The 21,479-nt window shown below is 59.8% G+C and carries 15 protein-coding genes and 1 pseudogene; 7 read left to right on the top strand and 9 right to left on the bottom strand.

The genetic code is table 11. The features are described from left to right. Window positions 1-148: 148 nt before the first annotated feature. On the bottom strand, window positions 149-748 hold the full coding sequence (locus CS390_RS06815; protein WP_099773851.1) for an FMN-dependent NADH-azoreductase: 600 nt from the start codon (window positions 746-748) through the stop codon (window positions 149-151). 150 nt (window positions 749-898) lie between these two features. Beyond that, a complete protein-coding gene (locus tag CS390_RS06810) occupies window positions 899-1,213 on the bottom strand; it encodes a 3-phosphoglycerate kinase (RefSeq protein ID WP_065760685.1) in 315 nt (104 codons plus the stop codon). Between the two features lie 49 nt (window positions 1,214-1,262). Here CS390_RS06810 and CS390_RS06805 point away from each other — a divergent pair, with 49 nt between their 5' ends. From CS390_RS06805 to CS390_RS06790, 4 genes are all read left to right on the top strand, one after another. Continuing rightward, window positions 1,263-2,186 carry a LysR family transcriptional regulator gene (locus CS390_RS06805; RefSeq protein WP_065760686.1) on the top strand — a complete coding sequence of 308 codons (924 nt, stop codon included), beginning with the start codon at window positions 1,263-1,265 and terminating at the stop codon, window positions 2,184-2,186. 14 nt (window positions 2,187-2,200) lie between these two features. Then, window positions 2,201-3,016, top strand: a complete 816-nt coding sequence (locus CS390_RS06800; RefSeq protein WP_099773850.1) for an alpha/beta fold hydrolase — start codon at window positions 2,201-2,203, stop codon at window positions 3,014-3,016. After that, window positions 3,010-3,570, top strand: a complete 561-nt coding sequence (locus tag CS390_RS06795; RefSeq protein ID WP_099773849.1) for a peptidylprolyl isomerase — start codon at window positions 3,010-3,012, stop codon at window positions 3,568-3,570. Before CS390_RS06800 ends, CS390_RS06795 begins: the two co-directional genes overlap by 7 nt. 64 nt (window positions 3,571-3,634) lie before the next feature. Continuing rightward, entirely contained in the window at window positions 3,635-5,467 is a 1,833-nt protein-coding gene (locus tag CS390_RS06790; RefSeq protein ID WP_065760689.1) for an ABC transporter ATP-binding protein, read from the top strand. Between the two features lie 12 nt (window positions 5,468-5,479). Here CS390_RS06790 and CS390_RS06785 read toward each other — a convergent pair whose 3' ends face one another. After that, the gene (locus CS390_RS06785) at window positions 5,480-6,604 is read right to left on the bottom strand and encodes a GNAT family N-acetyltransferase (protein WP_099773848.1); all 1,125 of its coding nucleotides are present in this window, start codon (window positions 6,602-6,604) and stop codon (window positions 5,480-5,482) included. 241 nt (window positions 6,605-6,845) lie between these two features. Between CS390_RS06785 and CS390_RS06780 the strand changes: the two genes are divergently transcribed. Continuing rightward, window positions 6,846-8,093 (top strand): putative porin, encoded by a 1,248-nt coding sequence (locus tag CS390_RS06780; RefSeq protein WP_065760691.1) that lies wholly within the window; start codon window positions 6,846-6,848, stop codon window positions 8,091-8,093. Window positions 8,094-8,211: 118 nt separating this feature from the next. Here the strand turns inward: CS390_RS06780 and CS390_RS06775 are convergent, their stop codons facing one another. The 4 genes from CS390_RS06775 to hrpA all read right to left on the bottom strand — a co-directional run bounded on the left by CS390_RS06775 (window position 8,212) and on the right by hrpA (window position 14,449). After that, entirely contained in the window at window positions 8,212-8,451 is a 240-nt protein-coding gene (locus tag CS390_RS06775) for an anti-sigma factor (RefSeq protein WP_065760692.1), read from the bottom strand. Next, window positions 8,445-9,056, bottom strand: a complete 612-nt coding sequence (locus CS390_RS06770) for an RNA polymerase sigma factor (RefSeq protein WP_065760693.1) — start codon at window positions 9,054-9,056, stop codon at window positions 8,445-8,447. Before CS390_RS06770 ends, CS390_RS06775 begins: the two co-directional genes overlap by 7 nt. Before the next feature lie 156 nt (window positions 9,057-9,212). Beyond that, entirely contained in the window at window positions 9,213-10,334 is a 1,122-nt protein-coding gene (locus CS390_RS06765; RefSeq protein WP_065760694.1) for a beta-ketoacyl-ACP synthase III, read from the bottom strand. 203 nt (window positions 10,335-10,537) lie between these two features. Then, window positions 10,538-14,449 carry an ATP-dependent RNA helicase HrpA gene (hrpA, locus tag CS390_RS06760; protein WP_065760695.1) on the bottom strand — a complete coding sequence of 1,304 codons (3,912 nt, stop codon included), beginning with the start codon at window positions 14,447-14,449 and terminating at the stop codon, window positions 10,538-10,540. A gap of 436 nt (window positions 14,450-14,885) precedes the next feature. Here hrpA and CS390_RS06755 point away from each other — a divergent pair, with 436 nt between their 5' ends. Together CS390_RS06755 and CS390_RS06750 are read left to right on the top strand one after the other, a co-directional pair. Next, window positions 14,886-16,250, top strand: a complete 1,365-nt coding sequence (locus tag CS390_RS06755) for a glutamine synthetase family protein (protein WP_065760696.1) — start codon at window positions 14,886-14,888, stop codon at window positions 16,248-16,250. Between the two features lie 29 nt (window positions 16,251-16,279). Beyond that, the gene (locus tag CS390_RS06750) at window positions 16,280-17,587 is read left to right on the top strand and encodes an FAD-binding oxidoreductase (protein ID WP_065760697.1); all 1,308 of its coding nucleotides are present in this window, start codon (window positions 16,280-16,282) and stop codon (window positions 17,585-17,587) included. A 47-nt stretch (window positions 17,588-17,634) separates the two neighbouring features. On the opposite strand, the gene fadD1 is transcribed toward CS390_RS06750, so the two are convergent. Continuing rightward, a complete protein-coding gene (gene fadD1, locus CS390_RS06745) occupies window positions 17,635-19,332 on the bottom strand; it encodes a long-chain-fatty-acid--CoA ligase FadD1 (RefSeq protein ID WP_065760698.1) in 1,698 nt (565 codons plus the stop codon). 288 nt (window positions 19,333-19,620) lie between these two features. Continuing rightward, window positions 19,621-21,310 (bottom strand): annotated as a pseudogene (gene fadD2, locus CS390_RS06740) (long-chain-fatty-acid--CoA ligase FadD2). Between the last annotated feature and the right edge of the window lie 169 nt (window positions 21,311-21,479).

Genomic DNA, 21,479 nt, shown 5'->3' with positions numbered 1-21,479 from the left:
ACGCTCAGGCACGCGTGGGGCCTTGTCGCCAGGGATAGTCGCGAGCCTGAACGAGCCGCCCACAAAAAACCCGATCAAGCACAGGGCATTGATCGGGCAGGTACACCCAAAGGAGCAACAGGTGTCAGGCGGGAAAGTCGATTGAAGCTCAGGCCACCGCAGCCAGTTTTGCCTTGGCCTGATTCAGGCCCTTGTCGTGGAAATCACCGCCCATGTTCAAGCCCTCGGCGTGGATGAAGGTCACATCGTGGATACCGATGAAGGCCATCACCTGACGCAGGTAGGGTTCCTGGTGGTCGCTGGCGCCGCCGGCATGGATACCACCGCGAGCGGTCAGCACATAGGCACGCTTGCCTGTCAGCAACCCCTGCGGGCCGGTTTCGGTGTACTTGAAGGTAATCCCTGCACGCAGTACATGGTCCAGCCAGGCCTTCAGCGTGCTCGGGATAGTGAAGTTGTACATCGGCGCAGCCATTACCAGCACATCGGCGGCCAGCAGTTCATCGGTCAATTCGTTTGAGCGTTGCAGTGCCTTCAGTTCTTCGGCACTGCGCTGCTCTTGAGGCTTCATCCAGCCACCGAGCAGGGTTTCGTCCAGATGCGGCACCGGGTTGGCAGCCAGGTCACGTACGGTGATCGCGTCAGTCGGATGGGCTGACTGCCACTGCGCGATGAAGTCGCGGGTCAATTGACGCGAGATCGAATCGTTTTGGCGGGCGCTGCTTTCGATGATCAGTACACGGGACATGGTTGCCTCCAATCGGCAAGGTCGCTAAGTCGATGGAGGCAAGATTAAACAGCATCTTATCGATTAAAAAGCGCAAAAATCTGGTGCAACCCATCGAATAATTTGTTTTATTTGACCAATGCTCTACCCTGACAGGTAAAGCATCTGGTTCTACTGAGGCTTGCAGCTAAGGGCTATGCGCAACTTGATGATCTTGCGGTTGAACTTGGCGTTGACGTCCACGCTTTGCTTGGCAGGTACCTGCACACGGCGTACACGGGGGGCTTCCGGGCCATTGCGGAAGGTCACCTTGCACTGGGCCGCCACCTCACCGTAGTTGTTCAGGGTGATCGCGCCCATGTCGTAGTCCGTGTCGTAGGTGGTGTAGTCAAGCTTGACGCCCTCCAGCTCCTTTTCCACATCGATGGGATAGGCCAGGGCCGTGAGCGGCAGCAGGGCCAGCAATGCAGCACAACATTTTTTCATTCGGCGCTCTCCATGACAGTGCGCCAGCTTAGGACAACAGGAGCCCTTGATGAAAGCGCCGCGCGTTACCCTGGATCAGTGGCGAACCCTGCAGGCCGTCGTCGACCACGGCGGCTTCGCCCAGGCCGCCGATGCCCTGCACCGCTCACAATCTTCTGTCAGTTACACCGTGGCGCGCATGCAGGAACAGTTGGGCGTACCACTCCTGAGAATCGATGGGCGCAAGGCGGTGCTGACCGAAGCCGGCGGCGTGCTGCTGAGACGCTCGCGACAACTGGTCAAACAGGCCAGTCAACTGGAAGACCTCGCCCACCATATGGAACAGGGCTGGGAAGCCGAGGTACGGCTGGTAGTGGATGCCGCCTACCCCAACGCACGCCTGGTTCGGGCATTGAGCGCCTTCATGCCGCAGAGCCGCGGCTGCCGGGTACGGCTGCGTGAAGAGGTGTTGTCCGGGGTCGAGGAAGTCCTGCACGAAGGTATCGCCGACCTTGCCATCAGCGGCTTCAACATCCCCGGTTACCTGGGCACCGAATTGAGCGCCGTAGAGTTCATTGCCGTAGCCCATCCCGAGCATGCTCTGCATCGCCTGCAGCGCGCGCTAAGCTTCCAGGACCTGGAAAGCCAACTGCAAGTGGTGATTCGCGATTCGGGGCGCTCGCAACCGCGCGATGTCGGCTGGCTGGGCGCAGAACAACGCTGGACCGTCGGCAGCCTGGCCACCGCTTCAAGCTTCGTCTGCAGTGGCCTGGGCTTTGCCTGGCTACCGCGACACCTGATCGAACGCGAATTGCGCGAAGGCCTGCTCAAGCCGTTACCTCTGGACCAGGGTGGCAGTCGCCACCCGCTGTTCTACCTTTACTCGAACAAGGACAAACCACTGGGCCCAGCCACACAGATCCTCATCGAGCTGTTGCGCAACTTCGACACCGCACCGCTGGACGTGCCCTTCGCCGCCCCCGCCCAAGCCTGACAGGAATCACGCCCATGGCCTACTTCGAACATGAAGGTTGCTCACTGCACTACGAGGTCTATGGCCAGGGCGAACCCTTGGTGTTGTTGCACGGCTTGGGTTCCAGCTGCGAAGACTGGGAGTTTCAAGTGCCTGAACTGGCCCGTCACTACCGGGTTATCCTGATGGACATCCGCGGCCATGGTCGCTCGGACAAACCGCGTGAACGCTACAGCATCGCCGGGTTCAGTGCCGACCTGCTGGCATTGCTCGAACACCTGCAACCCGGCCCGGTGCACCTGGTCGGGTTGTCGATGGGCGGCATGATCGGCTTCCAGTTCGCTGTCGATCACCCGCAATGGCTGCGCAGCCTGTGCATCGTCAACAGTGCACCCGAGGTCAAAGTGCGCAGTCGAGCAGACTGGCTATGGTGGTTCAAGCGTTGGAGCCTGGCCCGCCTGCTCAGCACGGAGGCCGTCGGTAAAGGCCTTGCGGCCAAACTGTTTCCAAAGCCGGAACACGCCCACCTGCGGCGCACGATGGCGCTGCGCTGGGCACGCAACGACAAGCGCGCCTACCTGAGCAGCTTTGACGCCATCGTCGGCTGGGGCGTGCAGGAACGCCTGGGGCAAATACGCTGTCCTACGCTGGTGATCAGTGCCGACCAGGACTACACCCCGGTCGCATTGAAAGAACGCTACGTTGAGCTGATCCCTCAGGCACGACTGGCGGTCATCGCCGATTCACGGCACGCTACACCACTGGATCAACCACATCTGTTCAACCAGACCCTGCTGCAGTTTCTCGCTGCTGCTTCAACTACCGCTCAAGGATCATTGAGTCCATGCTGAAAAAAATCCTCCTGGCCGCCTGCGCTACCGTGTTCGCCACCAGCCTGATGGCTGCCGACAAACAACCCCACGTGCTGCTGACTACCAGCTTCGGCGATATCGAAGTTGAACTGGACGCAGAAAAGGCGCCGATCAGCACCCAGAACTTTCTGGGTTATGTCGACAGCGGTTTCTACAACAACACCATTTTCCACCGGGTGATCCCGGGCTTCATGGTTCAAGGCGGTGGCTTCACCAAGGACATGGGGCTGAAAGAGACCAAGGAGCCGATCAAGAACGAAGCGGACAACGGCCTGCGTAACACGCGTGGCACCCTGGCCATGGCCCGTACGGCGGCGGTGAACTCGGCCACCAGCCAGTTCTTCATCAACCACAAGGACAACAACTTCCTTGACCATGGCGGCCGTGATTTCGGCTATGCGGTGTTCGGCAAAGTGGTCAAGGGCATGGATGTGGTCGACCAGATCGCCAATGTGAAAACCACCACCAAAGCAGGCATGGGCGATGTCCCGGCAGATCCGGTGATGATCATCAAGGCTAAACGCCTCGACTGAAATCGGGTTCACAAGGACGTGACCTGCGCTCAGCCGGGCCGAAACAACAGGAGTTGCCCCTTTCATGCTGTACCGCCGTTTCGAGCAGTTGATCGATATCTTCCGTGATGCGCCGACGGCGGCACCGCCTGGCAAGGTCCTGCCGTTTTACCTCTACTACCTGCGTCAGGTCTGGCCGAGTTTCGCCGTACTGTTGGTGGTGGGGCTGATCGGTGCGCTGATCGAAGTGGCACTGTTCAGCTACCTGAGCCGGATCATCGATCTGGCTCAGGGCACACCCAATGTAAACTTCTTCAGTGAACACGCCAGCGAGCTGATCTGGATGCTGGTGGTAGCCTTGATTTTGCGGCCGATCTTCGTCGGCCTGCACGACCTGCTGGTGCACCAGACCATCAGCCCCGGCATGACCAGCATGATCCGCTGGCAAAACCACGCCTACGTGCTCAAGCAGAGCCTGAATTTCTTCCAGAACGATTTCGCCGGACGCATTGCCCAACGCATCATGCAAACCGGCAATTCGCTGCGCGATTCCGCCGTGCAAGCCGTCGATGCGTTGTGGCATGTACTGATCTATGCCCTCAGCTCCCTGGTGCTGTTCGCCGAGGCGGATTGGCGCTTGATGCTGCCGTTGATTACCTGGATTACCTGCTACGTCGGTGCGCTCTTCTACTTCGTGCCGCGGGTAAAGGCCCGAGCCGTGATTTCCTCCGATGCCCGCTCCAAGCTCATGGGCAGGATTGTCGACGGCTACACCAACATCGCAACCTTGAAGCTCTTTGCCCACACCGACTTTGAACAGCAATATGCCCGGGAAGCCATTCGCGAGCAGACCGAGAAAACCCAACTGGCCAGCCGTGTCATTACCAGCATGGATGTGGTCATCACCAGCCTGAACGGCCTGCTGATTGTCACCACCACGGCGCTGGCCTTGTGGTTATGGACGCAATCGCTGATCAGTGTCGGGGCCATTGCCCTGGCCACTGGCCTGGTGATCCGTATCGTCAACATGTCGGGCTGGATCATGTGGGTGGTCAATGGCATCTTCGAAAACATCGGCATGGTGCAGGATGGCCTGCAAACCATCGCCCAGCCGGTGAGCGTCACCGACCAGCCTAACGCACCGGCATTGAACGTGAGCCACGGCGCGGTGCGTTTCGAGCATGTCGATTTCCACTATGGCAAGGGCAGCCGAATCATCGAAGACCTGAATCTGGAGATCCGTCCGGGCGAGAAAATCGGCCTGATCGGCCCGTCCGGGGCAGGCAAGTCGACCTTGGTGAACCTGCTGCTGCGGCTCTATGACCTGGAAGGCGGACGCATCCTGATCGATGGTCAGGACATTGCCACGATCACCCAGGAGAGCCTGCGCGCACAGATCGGCATGATTACCCAGGACACCTCATTGCTGCACCGCTCAATCCGCGACAACCTGCTGTATGGCAAGCCGGACGCTACCGACGACGAGCTATGGGAGGCGGTACGCCGCGCCCGGGCTGATGAATTTATCCCGCAGCTTTCCGATGCCCAGGGCCGCACCGGCTTCGATGCGCACGTCGGCGAGCGCGGCGTAAAACTGTCCGGTGGCCAGCGTCAGCGCATCGCCATTGCCCGCGTACTGCTGAAAAACGCGCCGATCCTGATCATGGATGAAGCAACATCTGCGCTGGACTCGGAGGTCGAAGCCGCCATTCAGGACAGCCTGGAAACCCTGATGCGGGGCAAGACCGTCATCGCCATTGCCCATCGCCTGTCGACCATTGCCCGGATGGATCGCCTGGTGGTGCTGGAAAAAGGTCGTATCGCCGAAATGGGCAGCCATGCCGAGCTGCTTGCGCACCAAGGCCTGTATGCACGGTTATGGCAGCACCAGACCGGTGGCTTTGTCGGGATCGATTAAAACGCGACCCGCTTACACTTGACGATACGGCAAGGCCGTTTTGGCCTCCTCGGCATAAGCACGTACGCCTGAACGCTCCTGCTCAAGAAACTCACTGACCGCTGCCCGCAACCCTGGGTGCAGCAAGTAATGCCAGGAGCGGGTAAGCACCGGCTCAAACCCGCGAATCAGTTTGTGTTCGCCCTGCGCCCCCGCATCAAACCGTTGCAGCCCCTGGGCAATAGCGAAGTCCATGCCCTGGTAGAAACAGGTTTCGAAGTGCAATCGATCAAACTCAGCCAGGCATCCCCAGTAGCGACCGTAGAGGCTATCGCCACCGACCAGGCTAAAGGCCATTGCCACATCGCGCCCGGACTGGCGCGCCATGACCACACGGATCGCCGAAGGCATGCGCTCGGCCAGCAGGCTGAAAAACTCGCGGGTCAAATACGGCGAACGTCGGCGTACAAGGTAGGTATTGGCATAGCAGGCATAGATAAAATCCCACTGCGCCTCGCTCAGCTGTTCGCCACCAAACCAGTGAAAATCGATGCCCTGCCCGGCGACCTGCTCCCGCTCCTTGCGCATCTGCTTGCGCTTGCGTGAACTCAGCGTATCGAGGAAATCCTGGAAGTCACGGTAGCCACGGTTATGCCAGTGAAACTGGCAGCCCAGGCGCTCGAGCCAGCCGGGTAGCGTGCCCATGTGCCTATCCAGAGCCGTATCGGTGAAGTTCACATGCGCACCTGACAGCACTTCACTGGACAGGTAGCCGGGAATGGCCTGCAGCAACGTCAGGCCATCAGCTTCAGAGGCAGCCAACAAGCGCGTCCCGGCCACCGGGCTGAACGGTACCGCGGCCAACAGCTTGGGGTAGTAATCAATACCGGCGCGCTGACAGGCATCCGCCCAACCGTGATCGAAAACGTACTCCCCAAAGGAGTGCCACTTGCGGTAGGCCGGCAACGCCGCACGGCATTGCCCATTCTGCATCAACACCAGGTGTTCGCTGGACCAGCCCGTACCAGGCCCCACGCTGCCGCTGTCTTCCAGCGCACTCAGGAACGCATGCCTCAGAAAGGGCTGACCTTCGGGTACCAGCGCATCCCATGCATCCGATGCAATGTCTCGCAGGCTGGCAATGATCTGGAAGGTCATGACAAACGACTCAGGGCAAATGAAACCCTAGTGTTCCAGAAAACTGCACGCCTGCACATCCAGCTCCAGGCCATCACGTCACATGAGCGAAATCAAAGAGACATCATTCTGTAATTGGCGCTCGCAATACTTGCGCCTGTTTTTCGGAACCCAAGACGCTGTCTAGCCAGGCGCTTTCCGAGGACATGCCAATACGGGGTGGGCAGCTGCCTCCCCATTTTTTTCAAATAGGGAGAACCTTATGCGTCTTGTTTCTACACTAACCGGAGCGAGCCTTTGCACAGGCATGATGCTGGCTCTGAGTGCTCCGGCCAGTGCTGCAGTCGACGCCAAGCTGCTCGAAATGCTCAAGGCTAACGGCTCGATCAACCAAGCGCAGTACAACGAACTGCAATCGGACCTGGCCACCGAGACCAAGGAAAAAGCCGCCCAGAAGGCTCAGTCCGAACGCATGAGTTCCTTTGAACAAAAAGTGGCATGGGCCGCCAAGACCCAGATCAAGGGCGATGTGCGCCTGCGTTACGAAGACGTCAACGTCGACAACCCCAACGCAAGCAGCGGCAACCAGGACCGCGAGCGTGTCCGTGCCCGCGTCGGCTTCTACAGTGAGATCAATCCGCAAGTCGACGCCGGCGTGCGCGTGGCTACCGGCAGCAGCGCCGATGCCCGCTCCACCAACCAGAGCCTGGACAAATATTTCGAGAAAAAATCGCTGTGGGTCGACCAGGCCTACCTCGACTGGCACCCGACCGCTGTTCCGAACCTGCACCTGATCGGCGGCAAGATGAACCAGCCATGGGTGAGCATGGGGGACATCATCTGGGATAGCGACATCAATCCAGAAGGCCTGGCCGTTACCTACAAAACCAATTTGGGTGGCGCTGAGCTGTTCGGCAGCGCCGGTCATTACACGCTCAAGGACAACGTCGACGGTGATGGCGTGCAGTTCAAGCACGACGCACAGTTGTACCACGGCCAGTTGGGTACACGCTTTGCTGCTGCGGATACCGTCAAGGTTACCGTGGGCGGCAGCATCTATGGCTATGACAACGACAAGGCGTCCAGCGTACTGCAGTCCTTTGGCAACACCACCAACGAGTTCAACCTCGTGGAAGGTTTCGGCCAAATCGACTTCACAGGCTTCGCCATCCCACTGTCGACCTACGGTCAGTTCGTCAAGAACACCGAAAGCACCGACGGCGAAGACAAGGCCTGGCTGGCTGGTGTGAAAACCAAACTGGGCGCATGGAGCCTCGACTACAACTACCGTGATATACAGCGTAACGCTGTGGTCAGCTTGTTCACCGACTCCGACTTCGGTGCCGGCTTCACCGGTTCGCGCGGCCACAAGTTCAAGGTCGGCTATGAGATCGACAAGAACTTCTCGGTGGGCACAACCTACCTGATGGCCAAGACCGACCTGTCCCAACTGCCGAACAGCGATGCTGACGTAGACACTCTGCAAGTAGACCTGGAAGCCAAGTTCTAATCGCCTTGCACTGAGTTTCAAAGGCGGAAAATGCTGACCCCATCCAGCATTTTCCGCCTTTTTCATTTCAGCGCCGAACTGCTGACAAGCTCAGGCTGGCAAAGTCGATTCACACCACTCAGGGTTTATCTTGAGCCCTGCGCTGCGCCGCCAGTTTCCTGGCCAGCACATCGGCATCCGCCATCGGGGCCTCTGGCAGTGCACGTACCGTTGCCTGCGCCAGGCGCATCTGTTTGATGAAACGCCTGCAGTTACGGCAAAACAGCAGGTGCTGACGTACCAGCAAACGCTCCCCCAACGTGAGCTCACCATCCAGGTAGTCGCTGCTACGCGCCACCATTTCCTTGCAGGTCAACATTGTCCTGTCTCCTCGAAATGCTCCAGGGTCGCGAATACCTTGAGCCGTGCCCGGTGCAACAGCACACGCACATTGGAGAGGGATATCTCGAGCAAATTACAGATCTCTTCCAATGCCAGGCCTTGGCGCTCGCGCAGTATCAGCACGCTGCTTTGCAACTGCGGCAGGCTCAACAGTGTGTGCTCCAGGCACTGGCGCAACTCATCCTCGCTGAGCAGCGCCTCGGGGGTGTCTTCATGCCAGGCGAACGGCGCAACGCGCCAATGCCCATCAGCCGCGAAGCGATCATCGCCAATGCTGCCATGCGGCGACGGCAGGTCGTCGAGCAGCACCTCACGACGATTTTGCCTGTAGCGATTTTTTGCCGCGTTGGCGGTGATGGTCAGTAACCAGGTCTTGAGGCTGGAGCGGCGCTGAAATCCGGGCAGGCTGCGGACAACTGCCAGCCAGGCATCCTGCACGGCCTCGTCGGCCTGGCGGTTACCCACAATGGCGTAGGCGACCGCTCGCATGGCGCTTTGATAGGTGTCGACCAGTTCTTTGAACGCTTGCTGCTCTCCGGCAAGCAAGCGCTCCAGAAACTCGGTTTCATTCGTGCCGATCATGGTGGTTTTCCCTGGAAGTCGGGTATGGACTTCGATAGCGGGAATTTGTTACAGCAACAACGCACAACACAACCTGACGCACCCAAGGCATGCGTTCGGGTTGCAGGACGGGCTGCCTTATCAACCAAGACAGCCCCCAGATACACCCCGAGGCGCTTAGCGTTTGCGCAGAATCACACAGCCAATAGAGTAGCCCGCGCCAAAGGAACTGAGCACACCCAGTGCGCCCTTGGGCAAATCATCCTGGTGCGTATGCAAGGCAATCACCGAGCCTGCCGAGCTGGTATTGGCATAGCGATCCAGGATCACCGGTGCTTCATCGACAGTGGCATCACGGCCCAGCAGTTTCTTGACGATCAAGTGGTTCATGCTCAGGTTGGCCTGGTGCAACCAGAAACGCTTGATGTCGCTGACATTGATGTCGTTTTCTGCCAAATGCTGGCCGATCAGTTCGGCGACCATCGGGCACACCTCACGGAAAACCTTGCGCCCCTCTTGCACGAACAGTTTGTCCGGCGCGCCGATGCCCTCTTCCGCCGCACGGTTGAGGAAACCAAAGTTGTTGCGGATGTTGTTGGAGAACTGCGTCAGCAGTTTAGTGCTGACGATATCGAACTGATGGGCCGAGGTGGCGAGATCGGCACGCTCAACCAACACTGCCGTGGCCGCATCGCCAAAAATGAAATGGCTATCACGGTCACGGAAGTTCAAATGGCCGGTACACACCTCAGGGCTGATCACCAGCACGGCACGGGCCTGGCCGACCTGAACGCTGTTGCAGGCCGTCTGGATACCAAAGGTGGCCGACGAACAGGCCACGTTCATGTCGAAGCCAAAACCGTTGATGCCCAAGGCTTGCTGCACTTCGATGGCAATGGCCGGATAAGGTCGCTGCAGGTTGGAACAGGCGACGATCACCGCATCGACATCGGCCGCTGTGCGACCTGCACGTGCAAGCGCCTGTTCAGCGGCGGCTACGGCCATCTGGCAGAGAATCGACGGTTCATCGTTGCTGCGCTCAGGCAAACGCGGCGCCATGCGCTGAGGATCGAGGATGCCATCCTTGTCCATGACAAAGCGGCTCTTGATACCCGACGCCTTCTCAATGAACGCAGCGCTGGATTCAGCCAGGGCCTGAACCTCGCCACGCTCGATGGCCTGAGCATTATCGGCATTGAACTGGCTGACGTAGGCGTTGAACGCCGCCACCAGTTCCTCGTTGGAAATGCTGTTGGCCGGGGTGTACAGGCCGGTGCCGCTGATCACGACGTTATGCACGGTCGTTCCTCTGTTCGGGGCCGGTGCCGGCAGGGCAACGGCCTGTTAGTCAGTATTCCTGGCACGAAGGTACCAATTAATGCACGCAATACCCCCGGTTGGCGGGAGCACTGCGTGGTCATGCAATCTGGCGCCGCTGATGTCACCGAGGGCCGGTCACATCAGCGGCGTACGTCGACGAAGTGTGCCACATTTCCAAGCCGTTAGGCTTCCACTTGCCCCCACTGCTTGCTCAATCGCTTATCGGAAATCGGCACCTTGGTGCCCAGTTGTTGGGCAAACAGTGAAACCCGGTACTCTTCGATCCACCAGCGGTACAAGACCAACTGCTCGTCACGCTTGCCTTCCTGGGCATGCTTGTCGGCGCGGGCCTTGAACTGTGCCCAGAGGTTGCTGAGCTCACCGCTCCAGACACGATCCTTCTGTACCTGCGCGGGCAGTTTTTCCAGGCGCAGTTCAATCGCCTTGAGGTAGCGCGGCAGTTCCTTGAGCCAGAGCGACGGTGTTTCCCGAACAAACCCCGGGTACACCAGATTGGCCGTTTGCTGCTTGATGTCGTTCAACGCCACAGCCTGGGCCAGATCAATCTTGCCCTTGAAGCGCTTCTGCAAGCCATGCCAGAGCTTGAGGATGTCCAGCGTCAGACGCGCCAGACGTTCGGCATGCTCGGCCCACTGGCCACGCTTGCGCTCGGCCAGTGACGCCAGTGCAGCACCGTCACGCGGCAGGCTGGCCTCACCCTCAAGGATGCAGCTGTCGAGACTGGCCAGCAGAATGTCCTCGACCAGCGCCTCAATCCGTCCCAATTCGCGGTACAGCAGCCCCAGCTCGGTCAGCCCCGGCAACTTGCCGCGCAGGTACTTGGCCGGCTCGGCCAACTGTTGCAGCAACAGCCGCTGCAAACCGCGACGGTGCTGGTATTCGGCTTCGGCGGCTGTCGAGAACCGCCCCTCCTTGACCGTCCCGCCCTCTTCCACCAACGCCGGGTACACCGTCAAGGACAGGCCGGCGATCTTCTGCTGGGCACTTTGCGCAACCTTGGCAAAGCCCTTGGCCTCCACCGGCTGCTGGCTCTGTGCCGTTTGCGGTACGGCCAGTGCCGCCTGGCTTGCAGCGACGAAACGCGAGGTCAGCTCTGCCAGGTCGCGGCCTTCGCCCAGGAACTTGCCCTGGGCATCAACCACCTCCAGGTTCATTTTCAAGTGGCTGTCCACTTGCTCGGCAGCTTCACTCCAGGCCTCATCGCTGACCCGCGCACCGGTCATGCGCAACAGCTCCGCGCCCAATGCGTGGGGCAACGAGCCGACACCAAAACTCATCCGCTGCAAGGCAGCCTTGACGAAGTCCGGTACGGGCACGAAGTTCTTGCGGGTTGCCTTGGGCAGGTTGCGCACCAGCGCAATGCACTTGGCTTCCAGCAACCCGGGCACCAGCCACTCCAGGCGCTCGCCCGGCAGGTTCGGCAACAGCGGCGCCGGTACGCGCAGGGTGACACCATCACGCGGGTGATTAGGCTCGAAGTGATAACTCAATGCCAGGCTCAGGTCACCCAAGCGCAGGGTATCGGGGTACTGGGCAGCGGTCACTTCACTGGCCTCACGGGCCAGCACATCTTCCTCGCGCATGATCAACAACTGCGGGTCTTTCTGGCTGTTGACCCGGTACCAGCTGTCGAACGTTGCGGTCTGATGAATCTCCGCGGGCAGCCGCGCCTCATAGAAGGCGTAAAGGGTTTCTTCATCGGCAAGAATGTCGCGTCGACGTGCCTTGGCTTCCAGCTCGTCGAGTTGCTCAAGCAAGCGCGTGTTGGCCGTCAGGCACTTGGCCCGTGACTGTATCTCACCGCCCACCAGCGCTTCACGGATGAACAGTTCGCGTGACATCAGAGGGTCGATCGGGCCGAAATGCACCGGGCGTCGACCGACGATAATCAACCCATACAGGGTGATCTGCTCATAGGCCACCACCTGGCCGCGCTTCTTTTCCCAGTGCGGTTCGAAGTGGTTCTTCTTGACCAGGTGCCCGGCCAGCGGTTCGATCCAGTCTGGTTCGATCTTGGCGACCATCCGCGCATAGAGCTTGGTGGTTTCGACCAGTTCGGCAGTCATCAGCCATTGCGGGCGCTTCTTGCCCAGGCCCGAAGACGGGTGTACCCAGAAGCGCCGCTGGCGAGCGCCGAGGTAGTCGCCGTCTTCGGTTTTCTGCCCGATCTGACTGAGTAGCCCGGAGAGCACCGCCTTGTGCAGTTTCGGGTAGTCGGCGGGCTCCTTGTTGATGCTCAACTGCAGGTCACGGCAAATCAGCCCCAACTGCCGGTGCGCATCGCGCCACTCACGCAAGCGCAGGTAATTGAGGAAGTTCTTCCGGCACCAGTTGCGCAATGGGCTGGCGGTCAGCGCCTGGCGCTGCTCCTCGAAACCGCGCCAGAGATTGACCAGGGCCGCGAAATCGGAGTCGACATCCTTCCACTGGGCATGAGCCTGATCGGCAGCCTGCTGACGCTCCGGAGGACGCTCGCGCGGGTCCTGCACAGACAGTGCACTGGCAACAATCAGCACTTCCTGCAGGCTCCCCTGCTTCGCGCCTTCAAGCAGCATGCGGCCCAGCCGCGGGTCGACTGGGAGCCGCGCCAGTTGCCGGCCAAGCGGCGTCAGCTGGTTCTCGCGGTTCACCGCAGAGAGCTCTTGCAGCAGGTTGAAGCCGTCGCTGATGGCCTTGCCATCAGGCGGCTCGATGAACGGGAATGCGTCAATCGCGCCCAGGCGCAAATGCAGCATCTGCAGGATCACCGCGGCAAGGTTGGTGCGCAGGATCTCAGGATCGGTAAACGCAGGGCGGGCGTTGAAATCCTCTTCACTGTACAGACGCACGCAAATACCTGGCTCGACCCGACCGCAGCGACCTTTACGCTGGTTGGCGCTGGCCTGGGATACGGCCTCGATCGGCAGCCGCTGCACCTTGGCCCGGTAACTGTAACGGCTGATCCGCGCCGTACCACTGTCGATCACGTAGCGAATGCCCGGCACCGTCAGCGAAGTTTCAGCAACGTTGGTTGCCAGCACCACGCGCCGCCCGGGGTGGGACTGGAAGATTCGCTGCTGTTCGGCCGGTGAAAGCCTGGCGTACAACGGCAGGATCTCGGTGTGCTTGAGCTGGGCCTTGCGCAGCATTTCAGCCGCATCGCGGATTTCCCGCTCACCGGGCAGGAACACCAGCACATCACCCGGGTGCTTGCCTTCGCTGCGCTCATGGGCGGCGATCTCGTCGAGGGTGGCGAGAATCGCCTGATCCACGGTCAGGTCATCTTCAACCCGATTGCCCTCTTCATCCTGCTCGCTGGTCAGCGGTCGATACCAGGTCTCCACCGGGTAGGTACGGCCCGAGACTTCGATGATCGGCGCATCATTGAAGTGCTTGGAGAAGCGCTCCAGGTCGATGGTCGCCGAAGTGATGATCAGCTTCAGGTCCGGGCGCCGAGGCAGCAGGGTCTTGAGGTAACCGAGCAGGAAGTCGATGTTCAGGCTGCGCTCGTGCGCTTCGTCGACAATGATCGTGTCATAGCGTTCGAGAAAACGGTCGTGCTGGGTTTCGGCCAGCAGGATACCGTCCGTCATCAGCTTGACCAGGGTGTTGGCATCGCTCTGGTCTTCGAAGCGCACCTGATAGCCCACCAGCGCTCCCAGTGGCGTACCCAGCTCTTCGGCAACCCGCGTCGCAACACTGCGGGCGGCAATCCGCCGTGGCTGGGTGTGGGCGATCAGGCCATGCTGGCCGCGGCCCAGCTCCAGGCAGATCTTCGGCAATTGGGTGGTCTTGCCCGACCCCGTCTCACCGGCAATGATCAGTACCTGATGCTCGGCCAGGACCTTCTTGATCTCATCGCGCTTGGCGGCAATCGGCAGGCTGTCGTCGTAGCGAATCAACGGCACGCTTTGCTTGCGAGCCGTCACCCGGGCAAAGGACGCCTGCACCTTCTCGACCCACTGGGCGAGTTTGGCTTCATCAGGGTGCTTGCGCAGTTCGTGCAATTGCCGACGCAGTCGATGACGCTCGGCGATCATGGCGTGATCAAGGTTTCTCAACAGTTGATCGATAGCGGGATTCTGGTCAGTCATGGAGTCTTTTTAGTCATGCAGGTGAGCCTGCTGTCGCATGATCGGCATATGATCGGCATAGGTAAGGGCTGCGATTGTCGCAGATTTACCCCCGCTCGGCACGGATACAGGGTCTCACGGCTTTGTTTAGTCGATACATACCTGAAGGTATATAAACACTGATTTAATGAACCTTATCGACCATGGGAGTATCGGTGCATGACTTCACCCGTGCGCTCGTCCTGCCCTGTATCGCCGCCTTCGTGCTCGAAGGTCAGGGCGCGTTCCGGTGAAAATCCGCTGTTTCACATCATTCTCGCCTTCTGGGCCTTGTGGCATTGCCGCCATGCTCGCCCACCAGACACCCTCGCATTGATCTGACTCCCTACATCGTCAATCACTGGCTGACCTGCCCTGCAGTCGGCACTGTGCGCCTATGGGCGCAAGCGAGACACTCATGCACTTTGCTCACCCCGAGCAGGCCCAGGCATTCCTGGCCGCCAACCCCGATATCGAAATGATCGAGCTGTTCATCCTCGACGCCAACGGCGTGCCGCGCGGCAAGCTGCTGCACCGCGAGGAACTGCTGGCGGTTTATGAGAGCGGTCGCCCGCTGCCCAGCACTATTCTGGGCCTGACCCTTAACGGCGAAGACGTCGAAAACTCCGGGCTGGTCTGGGACGTCGGCGATATCGACTGCCGCGCCTACCCGCTTGAAGGCAGCCTGGTGCGCCTGCCATGGCGACAGATCCCTACTGCCGCAGTACAGGTCAGCATGCACCCGACTGAAGGGCAACCGGCCGCCATCGCCGACCCTCGGCACGTGCTGATCAACGTGATCGACGCGCTCAAAGCCGACGGCTACTACCCGGTCATGGCCTGTGAGCTGGAGTTCTACCTGCTCGACCAGCAACGCGACGCGGCGGGCCGCCCACAACCGGCGCGTGACGCCGATGGCGGACGACCGCGAGGCACCCAGGTCTACGGTCTGCGTGAACTCGAACAGATCGAACCCTTCCTGGCGGACCTGTATGCGGCGTGCAAGGCCCAGGGTATTCCCGCACGCACGGCGATTTCCGAGTACGCCCCTGGGCAGGTGGAAATCACCCTGGAGCACGGCGATGCGCTCGAAGCCATGGACCAGGCGGTGCGTTACAAGCGCCTGGTCAAAGGCGTCGCGCACAAGCACGGCATGCAAGCCTGCTTCATGGCCAAACCGTTCGATCACCTGGCCGGTACCGGCATGCACATGCACGTCAGCCTCGCCGACCGCGCGGGCAACAACCTCTATGCCAGCGAAGACAAGGCGGGCACACCCCTGCTGCGCCAATCGGTCGCCGGCATGCTCGATGTGCTGCTCGACTCGCTGCTGATGTTCTGCCCCAACGCCAACTCCTACCGGCGCTTCCAGGCCAACAGCTATGCACCGCTGGCGCCGACCTGGGGCGTGGACAATCGCACGGTGAGCCTGCGTGTGCCAGGCGGCCCAGCCCACACCCGGCATATCGAGCACCGCATTTGCGGCGCCGACGCCAACCCTTATCTGGCTGCAGCTGCCATTCTGGCCGGCCTGCATCACGGCATTCGCCAGCAACTCGACCCGGGCGCACCGGTTGAAGGTAACGGCTATGCCCAGGCCAAGACACTGCTGCCAACCGACTGGCTGACGTCACTCAATGCCCTGCAAGGTTCGTCTTGGGCGCACGAAGCCTTCGGCGGGGCGTTCCTCGGTGTCTACATGGCGGTCAAACGCGCCGAATACCGACAGTTCATGGCCGAAGTCGGCGAACAGGACTGGCGCTGGTACCTGACCCAAGCCTGACCGCTCACTCTTTTAGTAAGGATTACCCCATGAACGCAGCACTTAACCACGGCCCCGCCCCGCGTAGCGCCTCCTATTACAGCGCCAGCCTCAATGACTTCACCGAGTACCCACGCCTGAACGGCAACGTGAGCGTCGACGTGGTGATCATCGGGGGCGGCTTCACCGGTGTCGCCAGCGCCGTGGAGCTGGCCGAACGCGGCCTGAAAGTCGCCATCGTCGAAACCCATCGGATCGGCTGGGGGGCCAGCGGGCGCAATGGCGGCCAGGTCACCGGCAGCCTGTCGGGCGATGAAGCGATGCGCAAGCAGATGCGTGCGCGCCTCGGCGATGAGGTCGACGATTTCATCTGGCACCTGCGCTGGCGCGGTCACCAGATCATCGAACAGCGGGTAGCGCGCTACAACATTGCCTGTGACCTCAAGCGAGGCCACCTGCATGCGGCGATGAAAGCGTCGCATCTGGACGAGCTTCAGGCGTCCTATGATGAAGCGCTAACCCGCGGCATGGGCGATCAGGTCGAGTTGTTGGACCGCCAGGGTGTACGCGAACACCTGGACAGCCCCTTGTACATCGGGGCACTGAAAAACCGCCGCAACCTGCATGTGCACCCACTCAACCTGTGCCTGGGTGAAGCCCGTGCTGCCCAGCAACTGGGCGCGCTGATCTTCGAGAACTCCGAAGTGCTGGACATCATCCATGGCCCTCGCCCGGCCGTGGTCACTGCCCATGGCCGGATCGACGCACGTCAGGTGCTGCTGGCAGGCGACGTGTACCACAAACTGGAAAAACGCCAGCTCAAAGGCAAGATCTTTCCCGCCATGGGCGGCATCGTCACGACCGCCCCGCTGGGCGAGCTGGCGCACCAGATCAACCCACAGGACCTGGCGGTCTACGACTGTCGCTTCGTACTCGACTACTACCGCATGACCGCCGATGGTCGCCTGCTGTTCGGCGGTGGCGCCAACTACTCCGGACGTGATTCACGGGATATTGCCGGTGAACTGCGCCCATGCATCGAGCGCACTTTTCCGGCACTCAAGGGCATACCGATCGAGTTTCAATGGAGTTGTGCCATGGGTATCGTGGTCAACCGCATCCCGCAATTGGGCAAGCTGTCGGAGCACGTCTGGTACTGCCAGGGCTACTCCGGCCATGGCATCGCCACCAGCCATATCATGGGCGAGATCATGGCTGAGGCCATGACCGGGACGCTGGAAAAATTCGATACCTTTGCCGGGTGCAAGCACATCAAGGTGCCAATGGGCGATGTGCTGGGCAATCCGTTGTTGGCGGCCGGCATGTGGTATTACCAGATGCTTGAGAAACTGCGCTAAACCCATTGCGGGCCAAGGCCGGCTCCCATGGAGCCGGCGCAAGTGCCTCAGGCAATCTTCTTCAGACCCAGTTTCTTCAGTTCTTCATCGCGCAGTTCGCGGCGCAGTATCTTGCCAACGTTGGTGGTCGGCAGTGCATCACGAAACTCAATGAAGCGCGGCACCTTGTAACCTGTGACGTTGGCGCGCATGTGCTCCATCACCTGCTCCTTGGTCAGCGTGACGCCGGGGCGGGCAACGATGAAGAGCTTGATCACTTCACCAGATTTCTCATCCGGCACGCCGATTGCCGCGCACTGCAATACACCCGGCAGCGCAGCCAGCACATCCTCAAGTTCGTTCGGATAGACGTTGAAGCCAGACACCAGAATCATGTCCTTCTTGCGGTCGACGATGCGCATGTAACCGTCTGCCTGAATCACGGCAATGTCGCCGGTCTTGAGCCAGCCATCGGCATCAAGGATCTCGGCCGTCGCATCCTCGCGCTGCCAGTAGCCCTTCATCACTTGCGGGCCTTTGATGCACAACTCACCCACTTCGCCCAGTGCCAGTTCACGCCCGTCATCATCGATCACCTTGCAGAGTGTCGAGGGCACCGGAATGCCAATGGTGCCGATATGGTTGCGTTCGGCCGGGTTGACGGCGGCTACCGGGCTGGTTTCGGTCATGCCGTAGCCTTCACAAATGGCACAGCCTGTGACGTCTCTCCAGCGCTCGGCAACCGACATCTGCAACGCCATGCCTCCCGACAGGGTGATCTTCAGCGCCGAGAAGTCCAGCTTGCGGAAATCGGCGTTGTTGCACAGGGCCACGAACAGGGTGTTCAAGCCGACAAAGCCGCTGAACTTCCACTTCGACAGTTCCTTGACCATGGCCGGCAAGTCACGCGGGTTGCTGATCAGGATGTTGTGGCTGCCAATCAGCATCATCGCCATGCAATGGAAGGTGAAGGCATAGATGTGATAAAGCGGCAGCGGCGTAATCAGGATTTCGCAGCCTTCATTGAGGTTGGAGCCCATCAGCGCCCTGCACTGCAGCATGTTGGCCACCAGGTTGCGGTGGGTGAGCATTGCCCCTTTGGCCACCCCGGTGGTGCCGCCGGTGTACTGCAATACCGCCACATCGGAACTGGCCGGATTGGCTTCCTTGATCGGCTGACCACGGCCCTTGTTCAAGACATCATTGAACTTGACCGCCTTGGGCAGGTGATACGCCGGCACCATCTTTTTCACGTACTTGATGACGCTGTTGATCAACAAACGCTTGAGCGGTGGCAACAGATCGGCAACTTCGGTGACAATGACGTGTTTGACTTGGGTCTTGGGCACAACCTTTTCCGCCAGGTGTGCCATGTTGGCCAAACAGACCAGCGCCTTGGCGCCGGAATCATTGAACTGATGTTCCATTTCCCGTGCGGTATACAACGGGTTGGTATTGACCACGATCAGGCCGGCCCGCATGGCACCGAACACTGCAACGGGGTACTGCAATACGTTTGGCAACTGCACCGCGATACGATCGCCGGGCTGCAAGTCAGTGTGCTGTTGCAACCAGGCGGCAAATGCCCCGGAAAGTTCGTACAACTCTCCGTAGGTCAAGGTTTTGCCCAGGTTGCTAAAGGCCGGTTTATCAGCGAAACGTTGGCAGGACTGCTTCAATACCGCCTGGATATTCGGGTACTCATCCGGATTGATCTGCGCGGCAATCCCGGTTGGGTACTTATCCTTCCAAAAGTTCTCGATCATGGAAGCCCACTCCTCCAGCACCAGCGAATTCTTCACCGCAGTCGATGCGATTATTATTGATATTAAGTTCCGGTTTATTGCAAACCGAATGCTCAGAAGCGCGCCGAGAGTAGCAGCTTTGCCAAGGCCCGCCTAGGGCTAAAGCAGCCTAAACAGTCACAAAAATGACTTATAGACTATCAATAGTCACTTTTAGAGTAATTAGTCTACGAGTGCGGTTTTGTTCCCGTCACATCGCCGGCAGCGCATCTCCTGCAAGAGGCTGCATTGCCGACGATGCGCATCACGTCACGCGATGTCACGCAGCTCGCGGCGCAGGATCTTGCCCACCGCCGTCATGGGCAACGATTCGCGCAGCACGATGTGCTTGGGCACTTTATAACCGGTGAAGTTGGCCTTGCAGTAGGCCTTGAGCTCTTCCAGGCTGATGCCCTGTTCACGTGGCACCACGAACAGCTTCACCGCTTCGCCAGAGCGCTCGTCCGGCACACCAATGGCTGCGCAGTTGGCCACCTTCGGGTGCGCCATGACCACATCTTCGATTTCATTCGGGTACACATTGAATCCCGAGACAATGATCATGTCTTTCTTGCGATCGACAATCCGGGTGAAGCCATCCGGATCAATGACCGCGATATCACCCGTCTTCAACCACCCTTCGGCATCCAGCGTCTCGGCAGTAGCCTCTGGACGCTGCCAATAGCCTTTCATGACCTGCGGCCCCTTGATACACAGCTCGCCACGCTCACCCAAGGGCATTTCATGCCCTTCGTCGTCGATAACCTTGAAGGCCGTACCCGGCACCGGAATGCCCACCGTCCCCAGGCGGGCCTGCTGACCATACGGGTTGGTGCTGGCCACCGGAGAGGTTTCGGTCAAGCCGTAGCCTTCGACGATACGGCAGCCCGTCAGGCTCTCCCAGCGCTCCGCCGTGGCCTTGACCAGGGCCGTACCGCCCGAGTTGGTGACCTTCAATGCAGAAAAATCGAGCGTCTTGAAGGCCGGGTGCTCCATCAGTGCAACGAACAACGTGTTAAGCCCCAGCAGACCGGTGAAACGCCACTTCTTCAGCTCGTTGATAAAACCGCCAATATCTCGCGGATTGGTGATCAATACGTTGTGGTTGCCCGTCACCATCATGCACATGCAATTCGCGGTAAACGCATAGATGTGATAGAGCGGCAACGGCGCGATCATCACTTCCTGGCCATCCTTGATCATCTTCTGGCCGTCCGGGCCAAGCTGGGAAAAACACGCCAGCACCTGCAGCATGTTCGCCACCAGGTTGCCATGGGTCAGCATCGCGCCCTTGGCCAGGCCCGTGGTACCACCGGTGTATTGCAGCACCGCGACGTCGTCCAGGCCCAACGACACAGGCCTCAAGGTATGCCCCTGCCCCAGCTTCAACGCGCGCTTGAAGGGCACCGCTTGTGGCAAGTGGTAGTTTGGAACCATTTTTCTTGACCGTGGCGACGACCGTGTTGACCAGCCAGCCTTTGACCGTTGGCAAGAGGTCGCCCATCTTCGCTTCGATCAAGTATTCGATCGCTGTATCGGGCAGAACCTCCTGAACCAATTTGCCGAACATGTTCAGGTAGACCAAGGCACGGGCACCCGAGTCCTTGAACTGATGACGCATTTCGCGGGCGGTATACAGCGGATTGGTATTGACCACGATCAGCCCCGCACGCAGGGCACCAAATACTGCAATGGGATACTGCAGTACGTTGGGCATCTGCACCGCGATGCGATCACCGGGGACCAGGTCGGTATGCTGTTGCAAGTAGGCAGCAAAGGCTGCCGAGTGACGATCAAGCTCGGCGTAGGTCAACGTCACCCCAAGGTTGCTGAATGCCGGGCGGTCGGCAAATCGCTTGCATGAGCGGTCGAACACTTCAATGACCGACCTGTAGGCGCTCAGGTCAATCTGCGAGGGAACCCCCGCAGGGCGTTTATCATTCCAGAAATCAGCTTGCATTTATTCTTGTCCTCATACCTGAGCCGTTCCGGACCGTCTCGTCTCCAGACAACGGTGCTTTGCCGACGTTAGCAGGTATGCCTCGGACGGCAAACACGCCAAAGACGGCATATCTGACAAGCTCTGTAACTAAGGATGTGAATCCTGTTGCCAGTGGCCAGTCCCCCTC

The sequence above is a fragment of the Pseudomonas sp. HLS-6 genome, from assembly GCF_002753995.1.
GTDB classification, from domain to species: domain Bacteria; phylum Pseudomonadota; class Gammaproteobacteria; order Pseudomonadales; family Pseudomonadaceae; genus Aquipseudomonas; species Aquipseudomonas defluvii.
The sequence above is the reverse complement of the archived record's forward strand: the minus strand, read 5'-3'. Positions and strand labels throughout refer to the sequence as shown.

What these genes read in the sequence shown, in the direction of transcription:
- CS390_RS06815 (WP_099773851.1), bottom strand. Translation starts at nt 748, where the DNA reads ATGTCCCGTGTACTGATCATCGAAAGCAGCGCCCGCCAAAACGATTCG.
- CS390_RS06810 (WP_065760685.1), bottom strand. Translation starts at nt 1,213, where the DNA reads ATGAAAAAATGTTGTGCTGCATTGCTGGCCCTGCTGCCGCTCACGGCC.
- CS390_RS06805 (WP_065760686.1), top strand. Translation starts at nt 1,263, where the DNA reads ATGAAAGCGCCGCGCGTTACCCTGGATCAGTGGCGAACCCTGCAGGCC.
- CS390_RS06800 (WP_099773850.1), top strand. Translation starts at nt 2,201, where the DNA reads ATGGCCTACTTCGAACATGAAGGTTGCTCACTGCACTACGAGGTCTAT.
- CS390_RS06795 (WP_099773849.1), top strand. Translation starts at nt 3,010, where the DNA reads ATGCTGAAAAAAATCCTCCTGGCCGCCTGCGCTACCGTGTTCGCCACC.
- CS390_RS06790 (WP_065760689.1), top strand. Translation starts at nt 3,635, where the DNA reads ATGCTGTACCGCCGTTTCGAGCAGTTGATCGATATCTTCCGTGATGCG.
- CS390_RS06785 (WP_099773848.1), bottom strand. Translation starts at nt 6,604, where the DNA reads ATGACCTTCCAGATCATTGCCAGCCTGCGAGACATTGCATCGGATGCA.
- CS390_RS06780 (WP_065760691.1), top strand. Translation starts at nt 6,846, where the DNA reads ATGCGTCTTGTTTCTACACTAACCGGAGCGAGCCTTTGCACAGGCATG.
- CS390_RS06775 (WP_065760692.1), bottom strand. Translation starts at nt 8,451, where the DNA reads ATGTTGACCTGCAAGGAAATGGTGGCGCGTAGCAGCGACTACCTGGAT.
- CS390_RS06770 (WP_065760693.1), bottom strand. Translation starts at nt 9,056, where the DNA reads ATGATCGGCACGAATGAAACCGAGTTTCTGGAGCGCTTGCTTGCCGGA.
- hrpA (WP_065760695.1), bottom strand. Translation starts at nt 14,449, where the DNA reads ATGACTGACCAGAATCCCGCTATCGATCAACTGTTGAGAAACCTTGAT.
- CS390_RS06755 (WP_065760696.1), top strand. Translation starts at nt 14,886, where the DNA reads ATGCACTTTGCTCACCCCGAGCAGGCCCAGGCATTCCTGGCCGCCAAC.
- CS390_RS06750 (WP_065760697.1), top strand. Translation starts at nt 16,280, where the DNA reads ATGAACGCAGCACTTAACCACGGCCCCGCCCCGCGTAGCGCCTCCTAT.
- fadD1 (WP_065760698.1), bottom strand. Translation starts at nt 19,332, where the DNA reads ATGATCGAGAACTTTTGGAAGGATAAGTACCCAACCGGGATTGCCGCG.